Origin of the sequence: Bradyrhizobium sp. CSA112 (genome assembly GCF_029051645.1) — a bacterium.
In the GTDB taxonomy this organism is placed as follows: domain Bacteria; phylum Pseudomonadota; class Alphaproteobacteria; order Rhizobiales; family Xanthobacteraceae; genus Bradyrhizobium.
Genome location: NZ_JAACFS010000011.1, coordinates 184,285 through 199,670, shown reverse-complemented (window position 1 = coordinate 199,670; position 15,386 = coordinate 184,285). Strand labels below are relative to the sequence as shown.

At 61.8% G+C, this 15,386-nt stretch carries 17 protein-coding genes; 5 read left to right on the top strand and 12 right to left on the bottom strand.

Annotated features, from left to right (window positions below; genetic code table 11):
* From GWE18_RS20520 to GWE18_RS20475, 10 genes are all read right to left on the bottom strand, one after another.
* A partial coding sequence (locus tag GWE18_RS20520; protein ID WP_275187515.1) for a hypothetical protein occupies positions 1-263 on the bottom strand: 263 nt, incomplete at its 3' end.
* Between the two features lie 112 nt (positions 264-375).
* Positions 376-1,290, bottom strand: coding sequence for a polyphosphate kinase 2 family protein (locus tag GWE18_RS20515; RefSeq protein ID WP_275187514.1), 915 nt, complete (start codon positions 1,288-1,290; stop codon positions 376-378).
* 18 nt (positions 1,291-1,308) lie between these two features.
* Positions 1,309-2,280: a branched-chain amino acid ABC transporter permease gene (locus GWE18_RS20510; protein WP_275187513.1), complete on the bottom strand. Its 972-nt coding sequence runs from the start codon at positions 2,278-2,280 to the stop codon at positions 1,309-1,311.
* Complete coding sequence (locus GWE18_RS20505; RefSeq protein WP_275187512.1) at positions 2,277-3,158, bottom strand: branched-chain amino acid ABC transporter permease; 882 nt, start codon at positions 3,156-3,158, stop codon at positions 2,277-2,279. The genes GWE18_RS20510 and GWE18_RS20505 overlap by 4 nt, the downstream gene beginning before the upstream one ends.
* Positions 3,159-3,170: 12 nt before the next feature.
* Positions 3,171-3,875 carry an ABC transporter ATP-binding protein gene (locus GWE18_RS20500; protein WP_275187511.1) on the bottom strand — a complete coding sequence of 235 codons (705 nt, stop codon included), beginning with the start codon at positions 3,873-3,875 and terminating at the stop codon, positions 3,171-3,173.
* 3 nt (positions 3,876-3,878) lie between these two features.
* Positions 3,879-4,646, bottom strand: coding sequence for an ABC transporter ATP-binding protein (locus GWE18_RS20495; protein ID WP_275187510.1), 768 nt, complete (start codon positions 4,644-4,646; stop codon positions 3,879-3,881).
* 114 nt (positions 4,647-4,760) lie between these two features.
* Positions 4,761-6,071, bottom strand: a complete 1,311-nt coding sequence (locus GWE18_RS20490) for an ABC transporter substrate-binding protein (protein WP_275187509.1) — start codon at positions 6,069-6,071, stop codon at positions 4,761-4,763.
* Positions 6,072-6,172: 101 nt separating this feature from the next.
* On the bottom strand, positions 6,173-6,889 hold the full coding sequence (locus GWE18_RS20485) for an NUDIX hydrolase (RefSeq protein ID WP_275187508.1): 717 nt from the start codon (positions 6,887-6,889) through the stop codon (positions 6,173-6,175).
* Positions 6,890-6,930: 41 nt separating this feature from the next.
* Positions 6,931-7,959: an ABC transporter substrate-binding protein gene (locus GWE18_RS20480; RefSeq protein WP_275187522.1), complete on the bottom strand. Its 1,029-nt coding sequence runs from the start codon at positions 7,957-7,959 to the stop codon at positions 6,931-6,933.
* A 243-nt stretch (positions 7,960-8,202) separates the two neighbouring features.
* Positions 8,203-8,562 carry a hypothetical protein gene (locus GWE18_RS20475; RefSeq protein WP_275187507.1) on the bottom strand — a complete coding sequence of 120 codons (360 nt, stop codon included), beginning with the start codon at positions 8,560-8,562 and terminating at the stop codon, positions 8,203-8,205.
* 201 nt (positions 8,563-8,763) lie between these two features.
* On the opposite strand from GWE18_RS20475, the gene GWE18_RS20470 reads away from it, so the two are divergent.
* Positions 8,764-9,405, top strand: a complete 642-nt coding sequence (locus GWE18_RS20470; protein WP_275187506.1) for a cation diffusion facilitator family transporter — start codon at positions 8,764-8,766, stop codon at positions 9,403-9,405.
* A gap of 54 nt (positions 9,406-9,459) precedes the next feature.
* Entirely contained in the window at positions 9,460-10,047 is a 588-nt protein-coding gene (locus GWE18_RS20465; protein ID WP_275187505.1) for a hypothetical protein, read from the top strand.
* Between the two features lie 78 nt (positions 10,048-10,125).
* Here GWE18_RS20465 and GWE18_RS20460 read toward each other — a convergent pair whose 3' ends face one another.
* Both GWE18_RS20460 and GWE18_RS20455 read right to left on the bottom strand, forming a co-directional pair.
* Positions 10,126-10,914: an ABC transporter permease gene (locus tag GWE18_RS20460; RefSeq protein ID WP_275187504.1), complete on the bottom strand. Its 789-nt coding sequence runs from the start codon at positions 10,912-10,914 to the stop codon at positions 10,126-10,128.
* A gap of 170 nt (positions 10,915-11,084) precedes the next feature.
* A complete protein-coding gene (locus GWE18_RS20455) occupies positions 11,085-11,909 on the bottom strand; it encodes an ABC transporter ATP-binding protein (RefSeq protein WP_275187503.1) in 825 nt (274 codons plus the stop codon).
* A gap of 307 nt (positions 11,910-12,216) precedes the next feature.
* On the opposite strand from GWE18_RS20455, the gene GWE18_RS20450 reads away from it, so the two are divergent.
* From GWE18_RS20450 to GWE18_RS20440, 3 genes are all read left to right on the top strand, one after another.
* Positions 12,217-13,002: an ATP-binding cassette domain-containing protein gene (locus tag GWE18_RS20450; RefSeq protein ID WP_275187502.1), complete on the top strand. Its 786-nt coding sequence runs from the start codon at positions 12,217-12,219 to the stop codon at positions 13,000-13,002.
* Positions 12,999-14,558 carry a glycine betaine ABC transporter substrate-binding protein gene (locus GWE18_RS20445; protein WP_275187501.1) on the top strand — a complete coding sequence of 520 codons (1,560 nt, stop codon included), beginning with the start codon at positions 12,999-13,001 and terminating at the stop codon, positions 14,556-14,558. The genes GWE18_RS20450 and GWE18_RS20445 overlap by 4 nt, the downstream gene beginning before the upstream one ends.
* Before the next feature lie 94 nt (positions 14,559-14,652).
* A complete protein-coding gene (locus GWE18_RS20440; protein ID WP_275187500.1) occupies positions 14,653-15,174 on the top strand; it encodes a transposase in 522 nt (173 codons plus the stop codon).
* The last annotated feature ends 212 nt before the right edge of the window (positions 15,175-15,386 follow it).

Sequence of the window (15,386 nt, the reverse complement as noted above, 5' to 3'; positions counted from 1 at the left end):
GAGCCATCCGCTCCCAAGCCGCGTCGCTCAAAACCAAACGATCCATCACACCCAAGGCCGCCTCCCAAAAAGCAGCCTTGAATCTGATTTGCTCCTAAAAGGGAATCCTTAGAGTCCACACCACCTAAGGCTTCTGCACTGATTGAAGGTTCCAGCCTCCGCTGATTGTCCCAGAAAAACTTCTGAAACTCCCAAACGGTTTCTCTGCGAGGGTCTCGCAATGCTTTGATGAGAAGCTGAAGTATGTTGTCGAGCAAATCCATGGTATCGCATTCGGGCGAGAACGATGCTGGGGCCGAGCAGCCGCAGCGTACTGGATTCCCCGCCTTCGCGGGGAATGACGGGCGGAATATCCGGGTGCCATTCGAGCCCCCGTTACTTCGCCTTCCCCTCCGCCAGCAGCGCCTCGCGGACCTGCTTGAACTCGCTGCGGTCGGCTTTGTCGACTTTCGGGAAGTGCAGGTCGAGGCTGTCCAGCGCTGCGACGATCGTCGAGCCGATCACCACGCGGGCGAACCATTTGTAGTCGGCAGGGACCACGATCCAAGGGGCCGCCTGCGTCGAGGTGTGGCGGATCATGTCCTGGTAGGCGGCCTGGTATTTCGCCCACAGCTTGCGCTCGCCGATGTCGGCGAGCGAGAATTTCCAGTTCTTGGCAGGGTCCTCCAGCCGCTCGAGAAAGCGCTCGCGCTGCTCCTCCCTGGAGACGTTCAGGAAGAATTTCAGGATCACGGTGCCGTTGCGTGCGAGGTAGCGCTCCATCGCGGAGATATCTTCGAAACGCTCCTTCCAGATGTCCTTGGTCACCAACTGCTGCGGGATCTTCTGTCTGGCGAGAATCTCCGAGTGCACCCGCACCACCAGGCATTCCTCGTAATAAGAGCGGTTGAAGATGCCGATCCGGCCGCGCTCCGGCAGCGCGACCATGCTGCGCCACAGGAAATCGTGGTCGAGCTCTTTCGTCGACGGCTGCTTGAACGAAGTGACCTCGCAGCCCTGCGGGTTGACGCCCTCGAACACGCTCTTGATCGCGGAGTCCTTACCCGCAGCGTCCATGCCCTGGAAGATGAGGAGCAGCGACCAGCGGTCTTGCGCGTAGAGTTTTTCCTGGAAATCGTTGAGCCGCTTGCGATTGGCTTCGATGATCCTGGTCGCGCTCTCCTTGTCGAGGCCGCCCCTCTCATTGGTCTTGTGCGATTTCAGGTGAAATTCGCCCGAGCCGTCGTAGCGAAACGGGACGATATAGGGCTTCAGCTCGTTCGCCAGCGACAGCAAGGATTTTTTGCTCATCTATCTCCGCTCAATCCTTCACGTCTTCTTGGGTTGCGTTTTCAATCTGTCGAGAACGCTACCAAGAATGCCCTTGGGAAGGAATATGATGAAGATGACCAGCAGCACGCCGTAGACGAGGTTGTCCCAGCCGACCGCCTTGGTTCCGAACCCGATGCGCAGCACTTCGGCGAGCATGATGGTGATGACGGCGCCGACCGTCGGGCCGAGCGAGACATAGAGGCCGCCGACGATGACGGCGAACACCATCTGCAGCGACACCGCAATGCCGCTGACAGTGTCGGGCGAGATGAACATCTGGTACTGGCAATAGAGCGCGCCGGCGAGCGCGGTCATCAGCGCCGAGATCAGCGTGATCTTGAGCTTTTCGGCCGTGACGTTGACGCCGGCCGCGGCGGCTGCGTCCTCGTCCTCCGAGATCGCCTCCATGGCGTAGCGGCTCATGCTGCGGTCGACCCAGCGCCAGATCAGAAGGCCTACGACCCAGACGAACAGCGCGATCAGGTACCACGTCGTCTTGTCGTCGAACTGCAGCGCCAGCAAGCCGGAGCCGCTGCGGGCGCGGTCCGGCGTGTAGCCGAGCGAGCCGCCGGTGTAGTCACGCGTTGCGGTGATGACCTGCAGCACGATGCCGGACAGCGCCAGCGTTACCAGCACAAAATAATGCCCGGTGATGCGGAAGCGAAAGCAGGGATAGGCGACGACCAGCGCCAGCACCCCCGCCGCCACCATGCTGATGGGAATGCCGATCCACGGCGACACATCGAGATGGTTCCACAACAGCGCGGTGACATAGGCGCCGACGCCCATGAAGCCGCCATGGCCGAGCGACACCAGGCCGAAGCGGCCCATGATCGACCATGCGGTATAGGCGAACGACCAGATCAGGATCAGCACGAGAATATGCAGGTGGTAGGGCTCGCGATAGACAAAGGGCAGCGCGATCAGCGCTGCGAGGCCAACGCCCCAGGCGGCATAACGGGAATTCACGAGCGCCTCGCCAGCAGGCCCGCGGGCCGGATGAACATCATGACGATGAAGAAGGCAAAGGCCAGCACGTAACCCCATTCGAGGTCGGAGTACAGGCCGCCCAGCGAAATGATCTGGGCGAATACGAACGCCGCGATGAAGCCGCCGACGAAATTCCCCAGGCCCCCGAGCACGCAGATCAGGAAGGTGATCGGCCCGAACGACAGCCCGACAAAGGGGTGCACGTCGTATTGCAGCACCAGAAGACAGGCGGCGAGGCCGGCGAGCGCGCCGCCCAACGCCGAGGTGATGAGATAGATGCGCTTGGTATCGACCCCCATCAGCGACATGATCTGGCGGTCCTGCGCGACGGCGCGGATCGCCGTGCCGGTATAGGTGCGCTTCATGAAGAAGTAGATCGCCAGCATGCCGATCAAGGCGGCGGCGAAGGCCAGCAGCCGCGAATAGCTGAAATGCATCTCGCCGATCGCCAGCACCGGCAGGCGGATGCCGAGATTGCGGAAATCGATGCCGAAAGCAACAGTGGCAAAACTCTGCAGGATGAACAGCACGCCGCCGGTCGCGAGCAACTGGTTGATCGGTGGCGCGGTCAGAAGCGGCGCGATGACGATGTAGTGCAGCGCCGCCCCAAGCGCCGCCACCAGCAGGACTGCGAACGGCGCCGCGACCCAATACGGCAGGCCGAACACCTGGACCATGTAGTACATGCCGTACATGCCGATCATGACCAGCTCGGCATAGCAGATCCAGGTGACGTCGATGACGCCGAAGATCAAATTGAGCCCGAGCGCGAGCAGCGCCAGCACGCCGCCGAGCAGGATGCCGTTGACCACGGCTTCCAGCAGATAGATGTCGAACGTGTCGAGGAATGCCTGCATGCGTGACCTGCCTTAGACGCCCAAATAAGCCTGCTTGATCGTATCGGTCGACATCATCTCTTCCGACGTGCCGGACGCGCGGATGGTGCCGGCCTCGAGCAGATAGGCGCGGTCGACCACTTTCAGCACCTGCTGCACGTTCTGCTCGACGATCAACACCGTGAGCCCGCTGGCGCGGATGCGTTTGACCAGCTCGAACACCTGCTGGACCACGACCGGCGCAAGACCGGCCGACGGCTCGTCGAGCAGCAACAGTTTCGGATCCGACATCAGCGCGCGGCCGATCGCGCACATCTGCTGTTCGCCGCCGGATAGGGTGCCGGCCATCTGGCTGCGCCGCTCCTTCATGCGCGGAAACAGGTCGAACACGAAATCCAGCCGCTCGGCATATTTGGCGCGCGCCCCCGGCATGTAGGCACCCATCTTCAGATTGTCGTCGACGGTGAGCCGCGGGAACAGCCGGCGATTTTCCGGCACATGCGCGATGCCGAGATCAACGATGCGATGCGCCGGCGTCGCCAGCACGTCGTGGCCTTCCATCGCGATCGCGCCCCTGGTCGGCCGGATGAGCCCTGAGATCACGCGCATCAGCGTGGTTTTTCCGGCGCCGTTGGGGCCGATCACGCCGACCGCCTCCCCCGCCTTGACCTCGAGGTTGATCCCGAACAGCGCCTGAAAGCTGCCGTAGCCTGCGTCGATCGATTTCAATTCGAGCATGCGCTAGACCCCTGCCTTGCGACGCGCTTCCGCGGCCGCAATCTGGCTCGAATCCGCGTCCGTACCGAGATAGACCTCGATCACTCTTGGGTCGCCGGCGACCGCGCTCGGCAGGCCTTCGGAAATCTTCTCGCCGTGATCGAGCACCATCACGCGATCGACCACCCGCATCAACACGCCCATGATGTGCTCGACCCAGATGATGGTGATGCCGAGTTCGTCGCGGATCTTGCGCAGCATGTCGGCGGCCTGATCCATCTCGTGCTCGTCGAGGCCGCCGAGGCTTTCGTCGGCGAGCAGAAGTTTCGGCCCCGTGGCGAGTGCCTTGGCGAGTTCGAGTTTCTTTAGGCCTGCCGCGCCCAGGCCGTCGACGCTGGCGTGGCGGTCGGTCGGCAGGCCGACCATGCGAAGCGCCCGCTCGGCCGCCTCATCCGCCTTGGCGCGGCTGTGGCGGCCCTGCCCGTAATATCCGGCGAGCGCCACGTTCTCGAAGATGCTGAGCCGGTGAAACGGCCGCGGGATCTGGAAGGTGCGGCCGATGCCGCGGTTGATGATGCGGTGAGGGGCTACGCCTGCGATCTCCGCGCCGTCGAACAGGATCGATCCGGCCGTCGGAACCAGCGTGCCCGACAGCATGTTGAAGATCGTGCTCTTGCCGGAGCCGTTCGGGCCGATCAGGCCGAGAATCTCGCCCTGTTCGACCCGGAACGACACGTTGTTAACCGCGGTGAAGCCGCCGAAACGCTTCACCAACCCTTCTACAGCCAGCACGCCGGATTCTCCGTTCTCGCACGCTTCAACTTCGTTGAACCATGCTGACTCTTCTTATTTGAACATGATCCGGAATACGCGACAAACGCGAAGCGTTTGCGCGAGGATCATGCTCTACTGGTTGCTGAACGTGGTTCCCTTCGGTAAGGGCAACACGGCCTCGCGCTGCGCCTGGCTCTTCGGCCACACCACATAGGACTTGTCGTCAATGTACTGGATGACCACCGGGAACGAGCGCTCGTTCTGGCCGGCCATCTGGCTGCCCTCGCCGTGGAACTTGACGCCGAAGCCCAGCATGGTGCCGCCTTCGGGAAGGTCGACTTCGAGGGCTGCCTTGCGCAGCGCTTCGGGATCGACGCCGCCATATTTCTTGATGGCGCGCGGCAGCACTTCGGTCAGGAAGATATAGGTGTTCGACGCGGCCATGCCGACATGGGCGGAGCGGATCGCAACGCCGGGCTTGGCCTTGTCGAACTCCTCGCCGACCATCTTGATGACCGGCGGCAGCTTCGGATCCATCGATTTCTGGTTGGCGAGCCAGATTGAGATCGGATCGGCATTGAAGACGTAGTTGACGTCGCCGCCCAAACCTTCCTTCAGCTTCTCGTAGACACCGTAGCCCGCGCCGTGACCGACGAGTGCCTGGAATTTCAGGCCCTGCTCGCGCGCCTGGCGGCCGAACAAGGTGATGTCCGGGTTGTACCCGGTGTGGAAGATCACGTCGGGCCGCGCGCGCTTCAGCTTGGTGACAAGCGAGGACAGATCCGGCGCGGTGGCCGAATAGCCTTCCTTCAGCACGATATTGAAGCCAGCCTTCTTGGCGCCGGCCTCGTTGCCCTTGGAGACGTCGACGCCGTAGGCGCCGTCCTCGTGGATGATGGCGACGCGCAGGTCCTTCGGCTCCTTGCCGAGCTTTGCCTTGGAGTTCTGCGCGATGAAATCCATCGTCATCAGGCCGAACTGGTCGCCGGAAGCCTGCGGACGGAATACGTATTTGAAGTTCTTGTCGGCCAGCACCGCCGAGGAAATGCAGGTGGTGATCCACATGAAGTTCTTGAGCTGCTCGACGCGCGCGGCCACCGGCACGCATTGCGCCGAGGAGAAGAAGCCGAGCAGCATGTTGACCTTTTCCTGCTCGATCAGCCGCACCGCCTCGTTGATCGCGACATCAGGCTTGCTTTGCGCGTCGGCGTAGACCGCTTCGACCTTGTAGCCTTCGACGCCGGTCTTGGCGTACTGGTCGAGCATGATCTTGGCGCCGATATATTGCAGCTCCGAACCGCCGCCGGCGAGCGGGCCGGTCAGGTCGTAGATCACGCCGATCTTGATCTTCTTTTCCTGAGCCTCGGCGGTAACCGCCATCCCCAGCACCGCGATTGCGGCAGACAGCCCGACGAGAAGGCGTGCAGCTTTGCGCCCCGGCATGGAAATCCTCCCTGGATTTATTTTTTGTGCACTGCGTTTTCTTGTTCTTGTTGTCGCCTATCACATTGGTAGCGCCACCAGATGTCAAGCGTATTGCTGCGTCAGGGCTCGGATGCGAGCTGCGCCTCGATGAACGCCGTGACAAAACGCGGCATTGCGGAGGTGAGATCGCTTGTACCGCGCACAAGATGGATCGCGGATAATTCCGGCTGGCGCTGCGAGGCGAGGTTGCGCTCGATCCGCTCACGCAGGGCTTCGCCCGGCATGTTGATGTGCAGCATGCGCATCATCGCGACTGCAGGCCCCGTACAGATACAGTGCCAATGCGGGTCGCTGTCGTATTCGCCGGGCGCAAGGCCGGTCTCTTCCTGGAGTTCGCGCGTGACGCTGCCTGGTATGTCGACCGTGCCGTCCCTGATGTCGTCGAGGTCGGGCGTGCCCGATGGAAAATAGATGCGCCCGGCATTGGAGGTATGCCGGCCCATCTCGCCGAGTACGAAGGCGCCGTCGGCGCAGCGTAGCGCGCCCATGCCAAAGCCGTTGAACACGCCAGTATCGGGAAAGCCCCAGTCGCGCCAGGCCAGGAAGCTTGCGAAATCGGTTTCGAAATAGCTGGCGCTGAAGCGATCGCCTGAGAACACCGGGTTGCGCCCGAGCAGCATGCGGCCGTTCCACATGGCAGGCTTTTCGCGCTGCTTGTCCGCGAAATGCGCCGCTATCTCCGCGCGCCGCGCCTCGGCAAACGGCCACGCCCATGCCTCGACAACGAGGTCGAGCGCGCTGACGCGATGAATGACCAGCGGCTTCGTGTCGCTCATCGCCCGACGTCGCTCGATCTCACGCCCATCCTGTACCGACCTTACTTCGGATTCGCGCCGGTGGTCCTCTTGACCTGCTCGACATATTTGTTGGTGTAAGTCTTGGTCACGTCGATATTGGCCTTGGCGATCTCCGGCGAACTCTCGCTGAACACCGCGAGCACCGCATCCGCGCCCTTAGGATCCATCTTGCCGGTCAACGAATACATCGGGATCGTATTCTTCAGCGCCGCCAGATAAAGCTCCTTGTTCTTGCCGACGATTTCGTCGGGCATCTTCGCCATGATCTCTTCCGGCGAATGCGAGTGAATCCAGGCGAGCGTGTTGACGATTGCATTGGTCAGCGCCTGCACTTCCTTCTCGTGCGACTTGATCCACGCCGTGGTGGTGTAGAGCGCGCCGCCGGGATATTCGCCGCCGAACACGGCGAGCGTGTCCTTCTCGCTGCGGGTGTCGGCCAGTATCTTCAAATCGGGATAGCTGCCCTGCAAAACGGTCACGGACGGATCGAGCATCACAGCGGCATCGATCTGTCCCTGCTGCATCGCCGCCACGGCGGTGGCACCGAGGCCGACGCCGATGACCGCGGCGCTGGTCGGATCGAGGCCGTTCTTCTTCAACAGATACTTCAGAAAGAAATCGGTCGAGGAGCCCGGTGCGCTGACGCCGACCTTCTTGCCGGCCAGATCCTTGATCGATTTGATCTCGCTGGTGTGTGCAGGTGACACGACCAGCACCAGGCCGGGATAGCGGTCATAGATCACGAAGGACTGCAGCTCCTGCTTCTTGGCGGCCAGATTGACGCAGTGGTCGAAATAGCCCGACACCACGTCGGCGCTGCCGCCGAGGACGGCCTTCAGTGCATCCGAGCCGCCTTTGAGGTCGACCAGTTCGACGGCCAGCCCCGCCTTTTCGTATTCGCCGAGTTGCTTGGCGAGTACGGTGGGCAGATAGCACAGGCATGAGCCGCCCCCGATCGCGACGGTAACCTTGCTTTGCGCTGCGGCAAATCCCGAGGTCAGCGCCAGCGCCAGCAGCGAAGCGGCCAGCCGGCCGAACAGTTTCTTCATGGTTTCCTCCATTCGTTGGCCGGCAACATAGAGCAGCGCACGGACGTTGAGAAGGCCGCCTGAATCCATGCAACAATCGCGGCTCCCAACATATGAAAGACCTGGATGTCTGAACCGTAGATTGGTGCTCGGCTCGCAACCTTCGTTCCCACTTGAACGTTATAACATCGGCTATCGGCAGCTAAATCAAGGGAAGTCAGGCTGCGAACACCTCAGGCATCGTTGGCTTCCGCAACTATTCCACTATTGTCTGCGATGATGGGTATCGATGGCAAATAAGCGCAAGGAGTATTGCCAATGACCACATGTACCGAGAAACACCATGCCAACCACACTCATAAACATGGCCCGGATTGCGGGCACACCGCGGTTCGTCATGACGGACATGTGGATTATCTTCACGACGGCCATCTCCACCATATGCACGAGGATCACGTGGACGAACATGTCATCACGGTGAATGCCACAAATCCCGTGCAATGCACTCCTCAAGTCCATTGCGAGCACGCGCACGGTCCAAACTGCGGACATGAAGCGGTGCCGCATGGTGACCATGTCGACTATCTTGTAGACGGCCGGCTGCACCATCCGCACGGTGATCATTGCGATGATCACGGGCCCGTGCAGTTAGCCTGAGGGCGATGGTGATCGAACACTAGCGACGCTGGAGGCGCCGGCCGATGACGCCGGCGACGATATCGCAACCGCGCGAACGAAGTAGTTCATGGTCGGCACCTCGAAGCACATTCTAGTGTACATGTTTGCCAAGTCGCGTTTGCCTAGTCGCGGAGATGGGGATGCAGAATGGCTCATCATCAAAAGGCCGTTGCCGCTGCAGTGGCGATAAACACTGCAATCTTCGTGGTGGAGGGTATTGCCGGCTATCAGGCATCGAGCCTGAGCCTGCTGATGGACAGCGCGCATAACCTGTCGGACGAGTTGGCTCTGGTCTGCCTGTATGCAGCGTTCCTGGTCGCCAGAGGTCCTTCGCGGCGGCTGTTGAGGGCCGGAAATCTCTTTAACTCGGTCGGGCTGATTGCGGTCAGCGGACTGCTTTTGTGGCAGGCCGGGGAGCGTCTGTCCAATCCGGTGCCGGTTCAGGGCGTCGTTCCGATGATCGTGGGTCTGGCTGCCGCTGCCGCCAATTGGAGCGTGGCCCGCTTGCTCCTGGAGCCAAGCCAAAACAACGCTGCAATCCGGCTCGCATATATCCATAATCTTGGCGACGTATGGGTATCCCTTGCCCCGGTGGCCGCGGGCTTACTGCTTCTGGTGACGGGTTATCCGATCTTCGATCCAATCATCGCAGGAGCCGTTGCATTGTGGATCATTTTCACGACTGGCCGGGAGGTTCTTGAATCGCACGATGAACTGATATGGCCGGAGAAAATCATCTGCTGCCATACCGACCACGATCAACCGGTCGTGAAGCCACTCTCAAATTGAGACGGTAGCAGATGAATCGTGCCGCCTTCCGCACGAGCGTGAGATGATTGGCGGATGCTCGAAAAAGGCAGCCCGCAGCTCGCCAATGCACCGACGATCAAACGCGGCGACTCAAATCCCTGTTTAAGCCGGTCCGTGACCGGAGTCTGGTTCAAAGCCATCTGCATGGAGTTGTCCTTTGCTGATGGTGCAATTGGTCTGTGCCGGCTAGCGTCGATCCGCGGACAAGCGATGGTCATTCCGTTTCGATGGAGGTTCGGGCAGGCCGGTTGGTGCGGCCAACGGCGCCAGCGCATCCGCAAGGTCTGTCTGCGTGATCTGTTCAAGCGGCTTCTCGATCGAGACGGCCTCGGTTGGCCGTCTCGGGTGCATGATGAGCACGATGGTTCGAGCGCCGCCGCGACCAGGATCGCTGCGTTCGCTGACGGTAATTATCGTTTTATCATCGGCGTTGATGGCTGTCCGGGCATGCTCTTTCAATTCACGCACTACGTTCCATTGGTGGCGCGGCGATCTTGGGAAGAAAACAACATTCATTGTCGACACAGCCTGAAGGAGCAAAGGTTTGTGAAATGTTATAACATAACATGTCTATGTCAACAGCTTATGATGCACGCCGGGCATCCGCTGGCTCCGCAATAAGGAAACGGCGGTCAAACCGCCGGATTTGGTTGCTTTTCCGGTCGCGGAAGTAAATGCAGGCAATGACGGCAGAGAACCCTACCCTCTGCCCTCCGCCGCTGCCGGCCGCCACACCAATAGCCGCCGCTCGGCCAGCGTCACACCCATGTCGATCAGGATGACGAAGGCTGAAAGCACGAACATCCCGGCGAACACGCCGGCGACGTCGAAGACGCCTTCGGCCTGCTGGATCAGGTAGCCGAGGCCGGCCGCGGAGCCCAGATACTCGCCGACGACGGCGCCGACCACCGCGAAACCGACCGAGGTGTGCAACGAGGAAAACATCCACGACAGCGCCGACGGCCAATAGACATGCCGCATCAACTGCCGCTCGTTCATGCCGAGCATGCGGCCATTGTCGAGCACGGTGTTCGAGACCTCCTTGACGCCCTGATAGACGTTAAAGAACACGATGAAGAACACCAGCGTCACGCCGAGCGCGACCTTGGACCAGATGCCCAGGCCCAGCCACAGCGTGAAGATCGGCGCCAGCACGACGCGCGGCAGCGCGTTGACCATCTTCACATAGGGGTCGAACACCGCGGCGACGCGCGGCTGCCGCGCGAACCAGAAGCCGACCAGCACGCCGCCGACCGAGCCGATCACGAAGGCCAGCAGAGATTCCCACAGCGTGATGATGAGATGCTTCCAGATCACGCCACTTGAAAACCATTTTACGATCTGGCTGCCGACATCGATCGGGTTGGAGAAGAAGAACGGCGGCAGCAGGATGCGGCCGAACACCGGCACTGTGGTGAGGAACTGCCACACCGCCAGCGCGACGACGGCGACCAGAAGCTGACATGTGAGAAGCATTAATCGAGACATGAGCGATAACTATCTCCACGTCGTCCCTGCGAAAGCAGGGACCCATAACCACTGATGTTCATTGTTGCAGAAGGTCGCTACCCTATCGCCCAAACGATAGGACACGGCGCATGGGTCCCGGCGCCGTGCGCAATTGCGCACTAGGCCGGGACGACGTAGGAAAAACGACATCAGCTTGCCTCCGCTTGCGTGGATTGCACGTAGCCCTTCATCACTTCGTCCTTCAGCACGCTCCAGATTTCCCGGTGCAGCTCATGAAAATCCTTTTCCATCCGGATTTCGGAGATGTCGCGCGGGCGCGGCAGCGGCACCCGCCAGTCGCCGATGATGCGCGCCGAGGGACCTGCCGACATGATCACGACACGGTCGGCAAGCGCTATCGCCTCTTCGAGATCGTGGGTGACGAACAGCACGGCCTTGCGGTCGGCGTTCCATAATTCGAGCAGGAGATTGCCCATGATCTGCCGGGTCTGGGCATCGAGCGGGCCGAACGGCTCGTCCATCAGGAGTATCTTGGGATCGCGGATCAGCACCTGCGCGAGGCCGACGCGCTTGCGCTGTCCGCCGGAGAGCATGTGCGGATAACGGTTGCCGAACGCGCCGAGGCCTACCGAGGTGAGCCAGCCTTCCGCGCGCTGCAGCGCCTGCTCGCGCGGCGCGCCCTTGATCTCGAGCCCGATGGCGACATTGTCGATCGCCGTCTTCCAGGGAAACAGCGCATCGGCCTGGAAGAGATAGCCGGCATCCCGGTTCAACCCCGCAAGCGGCTGGTCGAAAATCTTCACCGACCCCGACGCCGGCTTCAGAAGCCCTGCGGCGACGTTGAGCAGCGTCGACTTCCCGCAGCCGGTCGGGCCGACAATAGCGACGAACTCGCCATGCGCGACGGACAGATTGGCCTTCTCCACGGCCGTATAGACGCGGTCCCCGGCCACGCGAAAAGCCACCGTCGCATCGCCAAGCGCGACCGCCGTCGGCTGTGCGGTATTCGCCATGTTTTCTCCCCAAGCGTTTGGAGGGATGCCTTAGCGGGTACGAAGGAGAAGTTCAACGAAGGCCTGCGACGTGGTAGGTGATCTCTTACCCTCCCCTGGAGGGGGCCGAGACGAGCAAAGCTCGCTCGTGGGTCGGCTCACATGAGCGAAGCGAAATGTGAGACGGGGTGGGGTGATCTCTCCACCCGAGCACTGTTCGTAAGGAGAGACCGTCACTCCACCCCGCCGCTCATTGCATGAGCGTCGACCCACGAGCGAGCTTTGCTCGTCTCGGACCCCTCCAGGGGAGATTGAGAATCGAGATCGCATGGCCGCTCCACTGATCGCCTATACCCGTGTCGGCAAGACCTTTGACGATGGCCGTGTCGTGGCGGTCGACGACGTCTCGCTCGAAGTCGCCGAGGGCGAATTCCTTGCCATCGTCGGCGGCTCCGGCTCGGGCAAGACCACGCTGCTGCGACTCGCCAACCGGCTGATCGAGACGGACTCTGGTTCGATCACGGTCGAAGGCGAGAACGTGCGTGAGGTCGATCCGATCCTGCTGCGCCGGCGGATCGGCTACGTCTTCCAGAGCGGCGGGCTGTTTCCGCATCTCAGCGTCGCCGGCAATATCGGCATCACACCGAAGCTGACGGGCGCCCCCCTCGCCGAGATTTCCGCGCGGGTGGACGAGCTGCTCGACCTTGTCAGGCTCGACCGGGCGCAATATCGCGACCGGCTGCCGCATGAACTCTCGGGCGGCCAGCGCCAGCGCGTCGGCGTGGCGCGCGCGCTCGCTGCAAAGCCGCGCATCGTGTTGATGGACGAACCGTTCGGCGCGCTCGATCCCCTCACCCGCGACGCGCTCGGCGACGATTTTCGCGAGCTGCATCGCAAGCTCGGCCTGACCACGGTCATGATTACCCATGACATGACGGAAGCCATTCTGCTCGCCGACCGGATCGCGGTGATGGGAGGCGGCCGGCTGCTGGCGCAGGGTACGCCATCCGAGCTTTCCGAAAGCGACAACGCTTATGTCGGCGAACTTCTGCGCACGCCGCGGCGGCAGGCCGAACGGCTCGGCGCCCTGCTGCCGAGGGACGGTGCGGCATGAGCATCTTCGCCGATCCACGCTGGGGCGAGGCGCTGGGCCACCTGCCCGATTATCTCGGCAGTCATGTCCGCGTCAGCGTCACCGCGCTGGCGCTGGGACTTCTGGTCAGCCTGCCGCTCGCCATCATCTCGCGACATCGGCCGGTGCCGCGCGCCGCGCTGCTCGGGCTCGCCAGCATCGTGCAGACGGTACCGGGACTGGCACTCTTGGCGCTGTTCTATCCGCTGCTGCTGGCGCTCGCGGCGCTCTCGCTGTCGTGGTTCGGGTTTAGTTTTTCCGCATTCGGATTCTTGCCCGCGGTGCTGGCGCTGGCGCTCTATTCGATGCTGCCGGTGCTGCGCAACACCATCACCGGCCTGCAGGGTGTCGAGCCTGCGGTTCTGGAAGCAGCGCAGGGCGTCGGCATGACGCCGCGGCAATCGCTGTTCACGGTGGAATTGCCGCTGGCGCTGCCGGTGATGATGGCAGGCATCCGCACATCAGCGGTCTGGGTGATCGGCACCGCGACGCTGTCGACGCCGATCGGCCAGACCAGCCTCGGCAACTACATCTTCGCGGGGCTGCAGACCCAGAACTGGGTGTTTGTGCTGTTCGGCTGTCTTGCCGCCGCGGTGCTGGCGCTTCTGGTCGATCAATTGCTGGCGCTGATCGAAAACGGCTTGCGCCACCGCAACCGCCTGCGCGCGGCGCTGGGCGGCGCCGGCATCGCGGCGCTGGTCGCGGCCACGCTGGTGCCCACCATGATGCGGTCGCAGACCAACTACATCATCGGCGCCAAGACCTTTACCGAACAATATGTGCTGTCGGCATTGATGGCACAGCGGCTGAAGGCGGCCGGCCTCTCGGCGACGACGCGCGAAGGCCTCGGCTCCAACGTGATCTTCGAGGCGCTGGCGGCCGATGATATCGACGTCTATGTCGACTATTCCGGCACGCTGTGGGCCAACCAGTTCCACCGCACCGACATCAAGCCGCGCCAGGAGCTGGTGGCCGAGCTGAAGACGATGCTGGCAAAGCAGAACATCACGCTATTGGGCGAACTCGGTTTCGAGAACGCCTATGCGCTGGTGATGCCGCGCAAACGCGCCGAGCAATTGGGCATCCGCACCATCGCCGACCTCGCCTCGCGCGCGGCGAACATGTCGATCGCGGGCGACTATGAATTCTTCTCGCGCCCGGAATGGGCCGCGCTGCGCAAGGCCTACGGCCTGTCGTTCCGCGGGCAACGGCAGATGCAGCCAGACTTCATGTATGCCGCGGTCGCCTCCGGCGAGGTCGACGTCATCGCCGGCTACACCAGCGACGGGCTGATCGCGAAATACGACCTGGTTGTTCTCAACGACGTCAGGCGCGCGATCCCGCCTTACGACGCGGTGGTGCTGCTCGCGCCGAAGCGCGCCAATGACGATGGCTTACGCAAGGCGCTTCAGCCGCTAATCGGAAAGATCGACATCGCCACGATGCGCGAGGCCAATCTGCGCGCGGCCGGCAATGACGCGGAGAGCTCGCCGGATGCGGTGGCGCAATGGCTATGGGAGAAGGTGGGGAAGAGGTAGCTGGCACCGTCATTGCAAGAAGACTTCGTAGGGTGGGCAAAGCGAAGCGTGCCCACCATCTTTGCAACTATGTCAGGTTGCAGTACGGCATAGCATGCCGCGATACGTTCGAGCTAAGGGCAGTGTTTTCTTTTTCACAGTCGCCCTCGCGCAGCGGCCGAGTAACCTGCTGGTCGAAGAAGTCGATCGCCTGAGGCGCATCTATCAAACCGTTCAACGAGGACACCCGTTCGAAACGCTCGCGATCTGCGTCCTGCCCGACCACATTCACGCACTATGGGCACTGCCGGATGGTGACGGAGACTTTTCTACGCGCTGGAGCCTGATCAAGGGTGGCTTTTCGCGGGGTCTCGATGCGCGAGCCAGATCAATGAGAAAGATCGCCAAGCGCGAAAAGGGCATCTGGCAACGCCGATACTGGGAGCACGCGATTCGAAACGACGAGGATTTCGAGCGACACGTCGACTATATTCATTTCAATCCGGTGAAACACCGCCACGTCAGACGCGTGTGCGATTGGCCTCACAGCAGCTTCCACCGCTTTGTTGAGCAGGGATTGCTCGCCCTGGATTGGGGAGGCGATCTTCGCAACATTCAAGGCTCGTTCGGTGAATAGATGGTGGGCACGCTTCGCTTTGCCCACCCTACGAGATCTTTGCCCACCCTGTGAATTTCGCTGTTATTTGCCGCGGCCCCATCCCCGTCATCGCGAGCGAAGCGATCGTCTTGCTGCGGAAAGGAGATCTTCGCAACATTCAGGGCTCGTTCGGTGAATAGATGGTGGGCACGCTTCGCTTTGCCCACCCTACGAGGTCTCGCAATGACAGC

Bases quoted from the DNA above. Each gene is read 5' to 3' on its own strand.
- GWE18_RS20515 (WP_275187514.1), bottom strand. From the start codon at position 1,290: ATGAGCAAAAAATCCTTGCTGTCGCTGGCGAACGAGCTGAAGCCCTAT.
- GWE18_RS20505 (WP_275187512.1), bottom strand. From the start codon at position 3,158: ATGCAGGCATTCCTCGACACGTTCGACATCTATCTGCTGGAAGCCGTG.
- GWE18_RS20500 (WP_275187511.1), bottom strand. From the start codon at position 3,875: ATGCTCGAATTGAAATCGATCGACGCAGGCTACGGCAGCTTTCAGGCG.
- GWE18_RS20490 (WP_275187509.1), bottom strand. From the start codon at position 6,071: ATGCCGGGGCGCAAAGCTGCACGCCTTCTCGTCGGGCTGTCTGCCGCA.
- GWE18_RS20485 (WP_275187508.1), bottom strand. From the start codon at position 6,889: ATGAGCGACACGAAGCCGCTGGTCATTCATCGCGTCAGCGCGCTCGAC.
- GWE18_RS20480 (WP_275187522.1), bottom strand. From the start codon at position 7,959: ATGAAGAAACTGTTCGGCCGGCTGGCCGCTTCGCTGCTGGCGCTGGCG.
- GWE18_RS20475 (WP_275187507.1), bottom strand. From the start codon at position 8,562: ATGATCACCGTGCGGATGGTGCAGCCGGCCGTCTACAAGATAGTCGAC.
- GWE18_RS20470 (WP_275187506.1), top strand. From the start codon at position 8,764: ATGGCTCATCATCAAAAGGCCGTTGCCGCTGCAGTGGCGATAAACACT.
- GWE18_RS20465 (WP_275187505.1), top strand. From the start codon at position 9,460: ATGCTCGAAAAAGGCAGCCCGCAGCTCGCCAATGCACCGACGATCAAA.
- GWE18_RS20460 (WP_275187504.1), bottom strand. From the start codon at position 10,914: ATGTCTCGATTAATGCTTCTCACATGTCAGCTTCTGGTCGCCGTCGTC.
- GWE18_RS20455 (WP_275187503.1), bottom strand. From the start codon at position 11,909: ATGGCGAATACCGCACAGCCGACGGCGGTCGCGCTTGGCGATGCGACG.
- GWE18_RS20450 (WP_275187502.1), top strand. From the start codon at position 12,217: ATGGCCGCTCCACTGATCGCCTATACCCGTGTCGGCAAGACCTTTGAC.
- GWE18_RS20445 (WP_275187501.1), top strand. From the start codon at position 12,999: ATGAGCATCTTCGCCGATCCACGCTGGGGCGAGGCGCTGGGCCACCTG.
- GWE18_RS20440 (WP_275187500.1), top strand. From the start codon at position 14,653: ATGCCGCGATACGTTCGAGCTAAGGGCAGTGTTTTCTTTTTCACAGTC.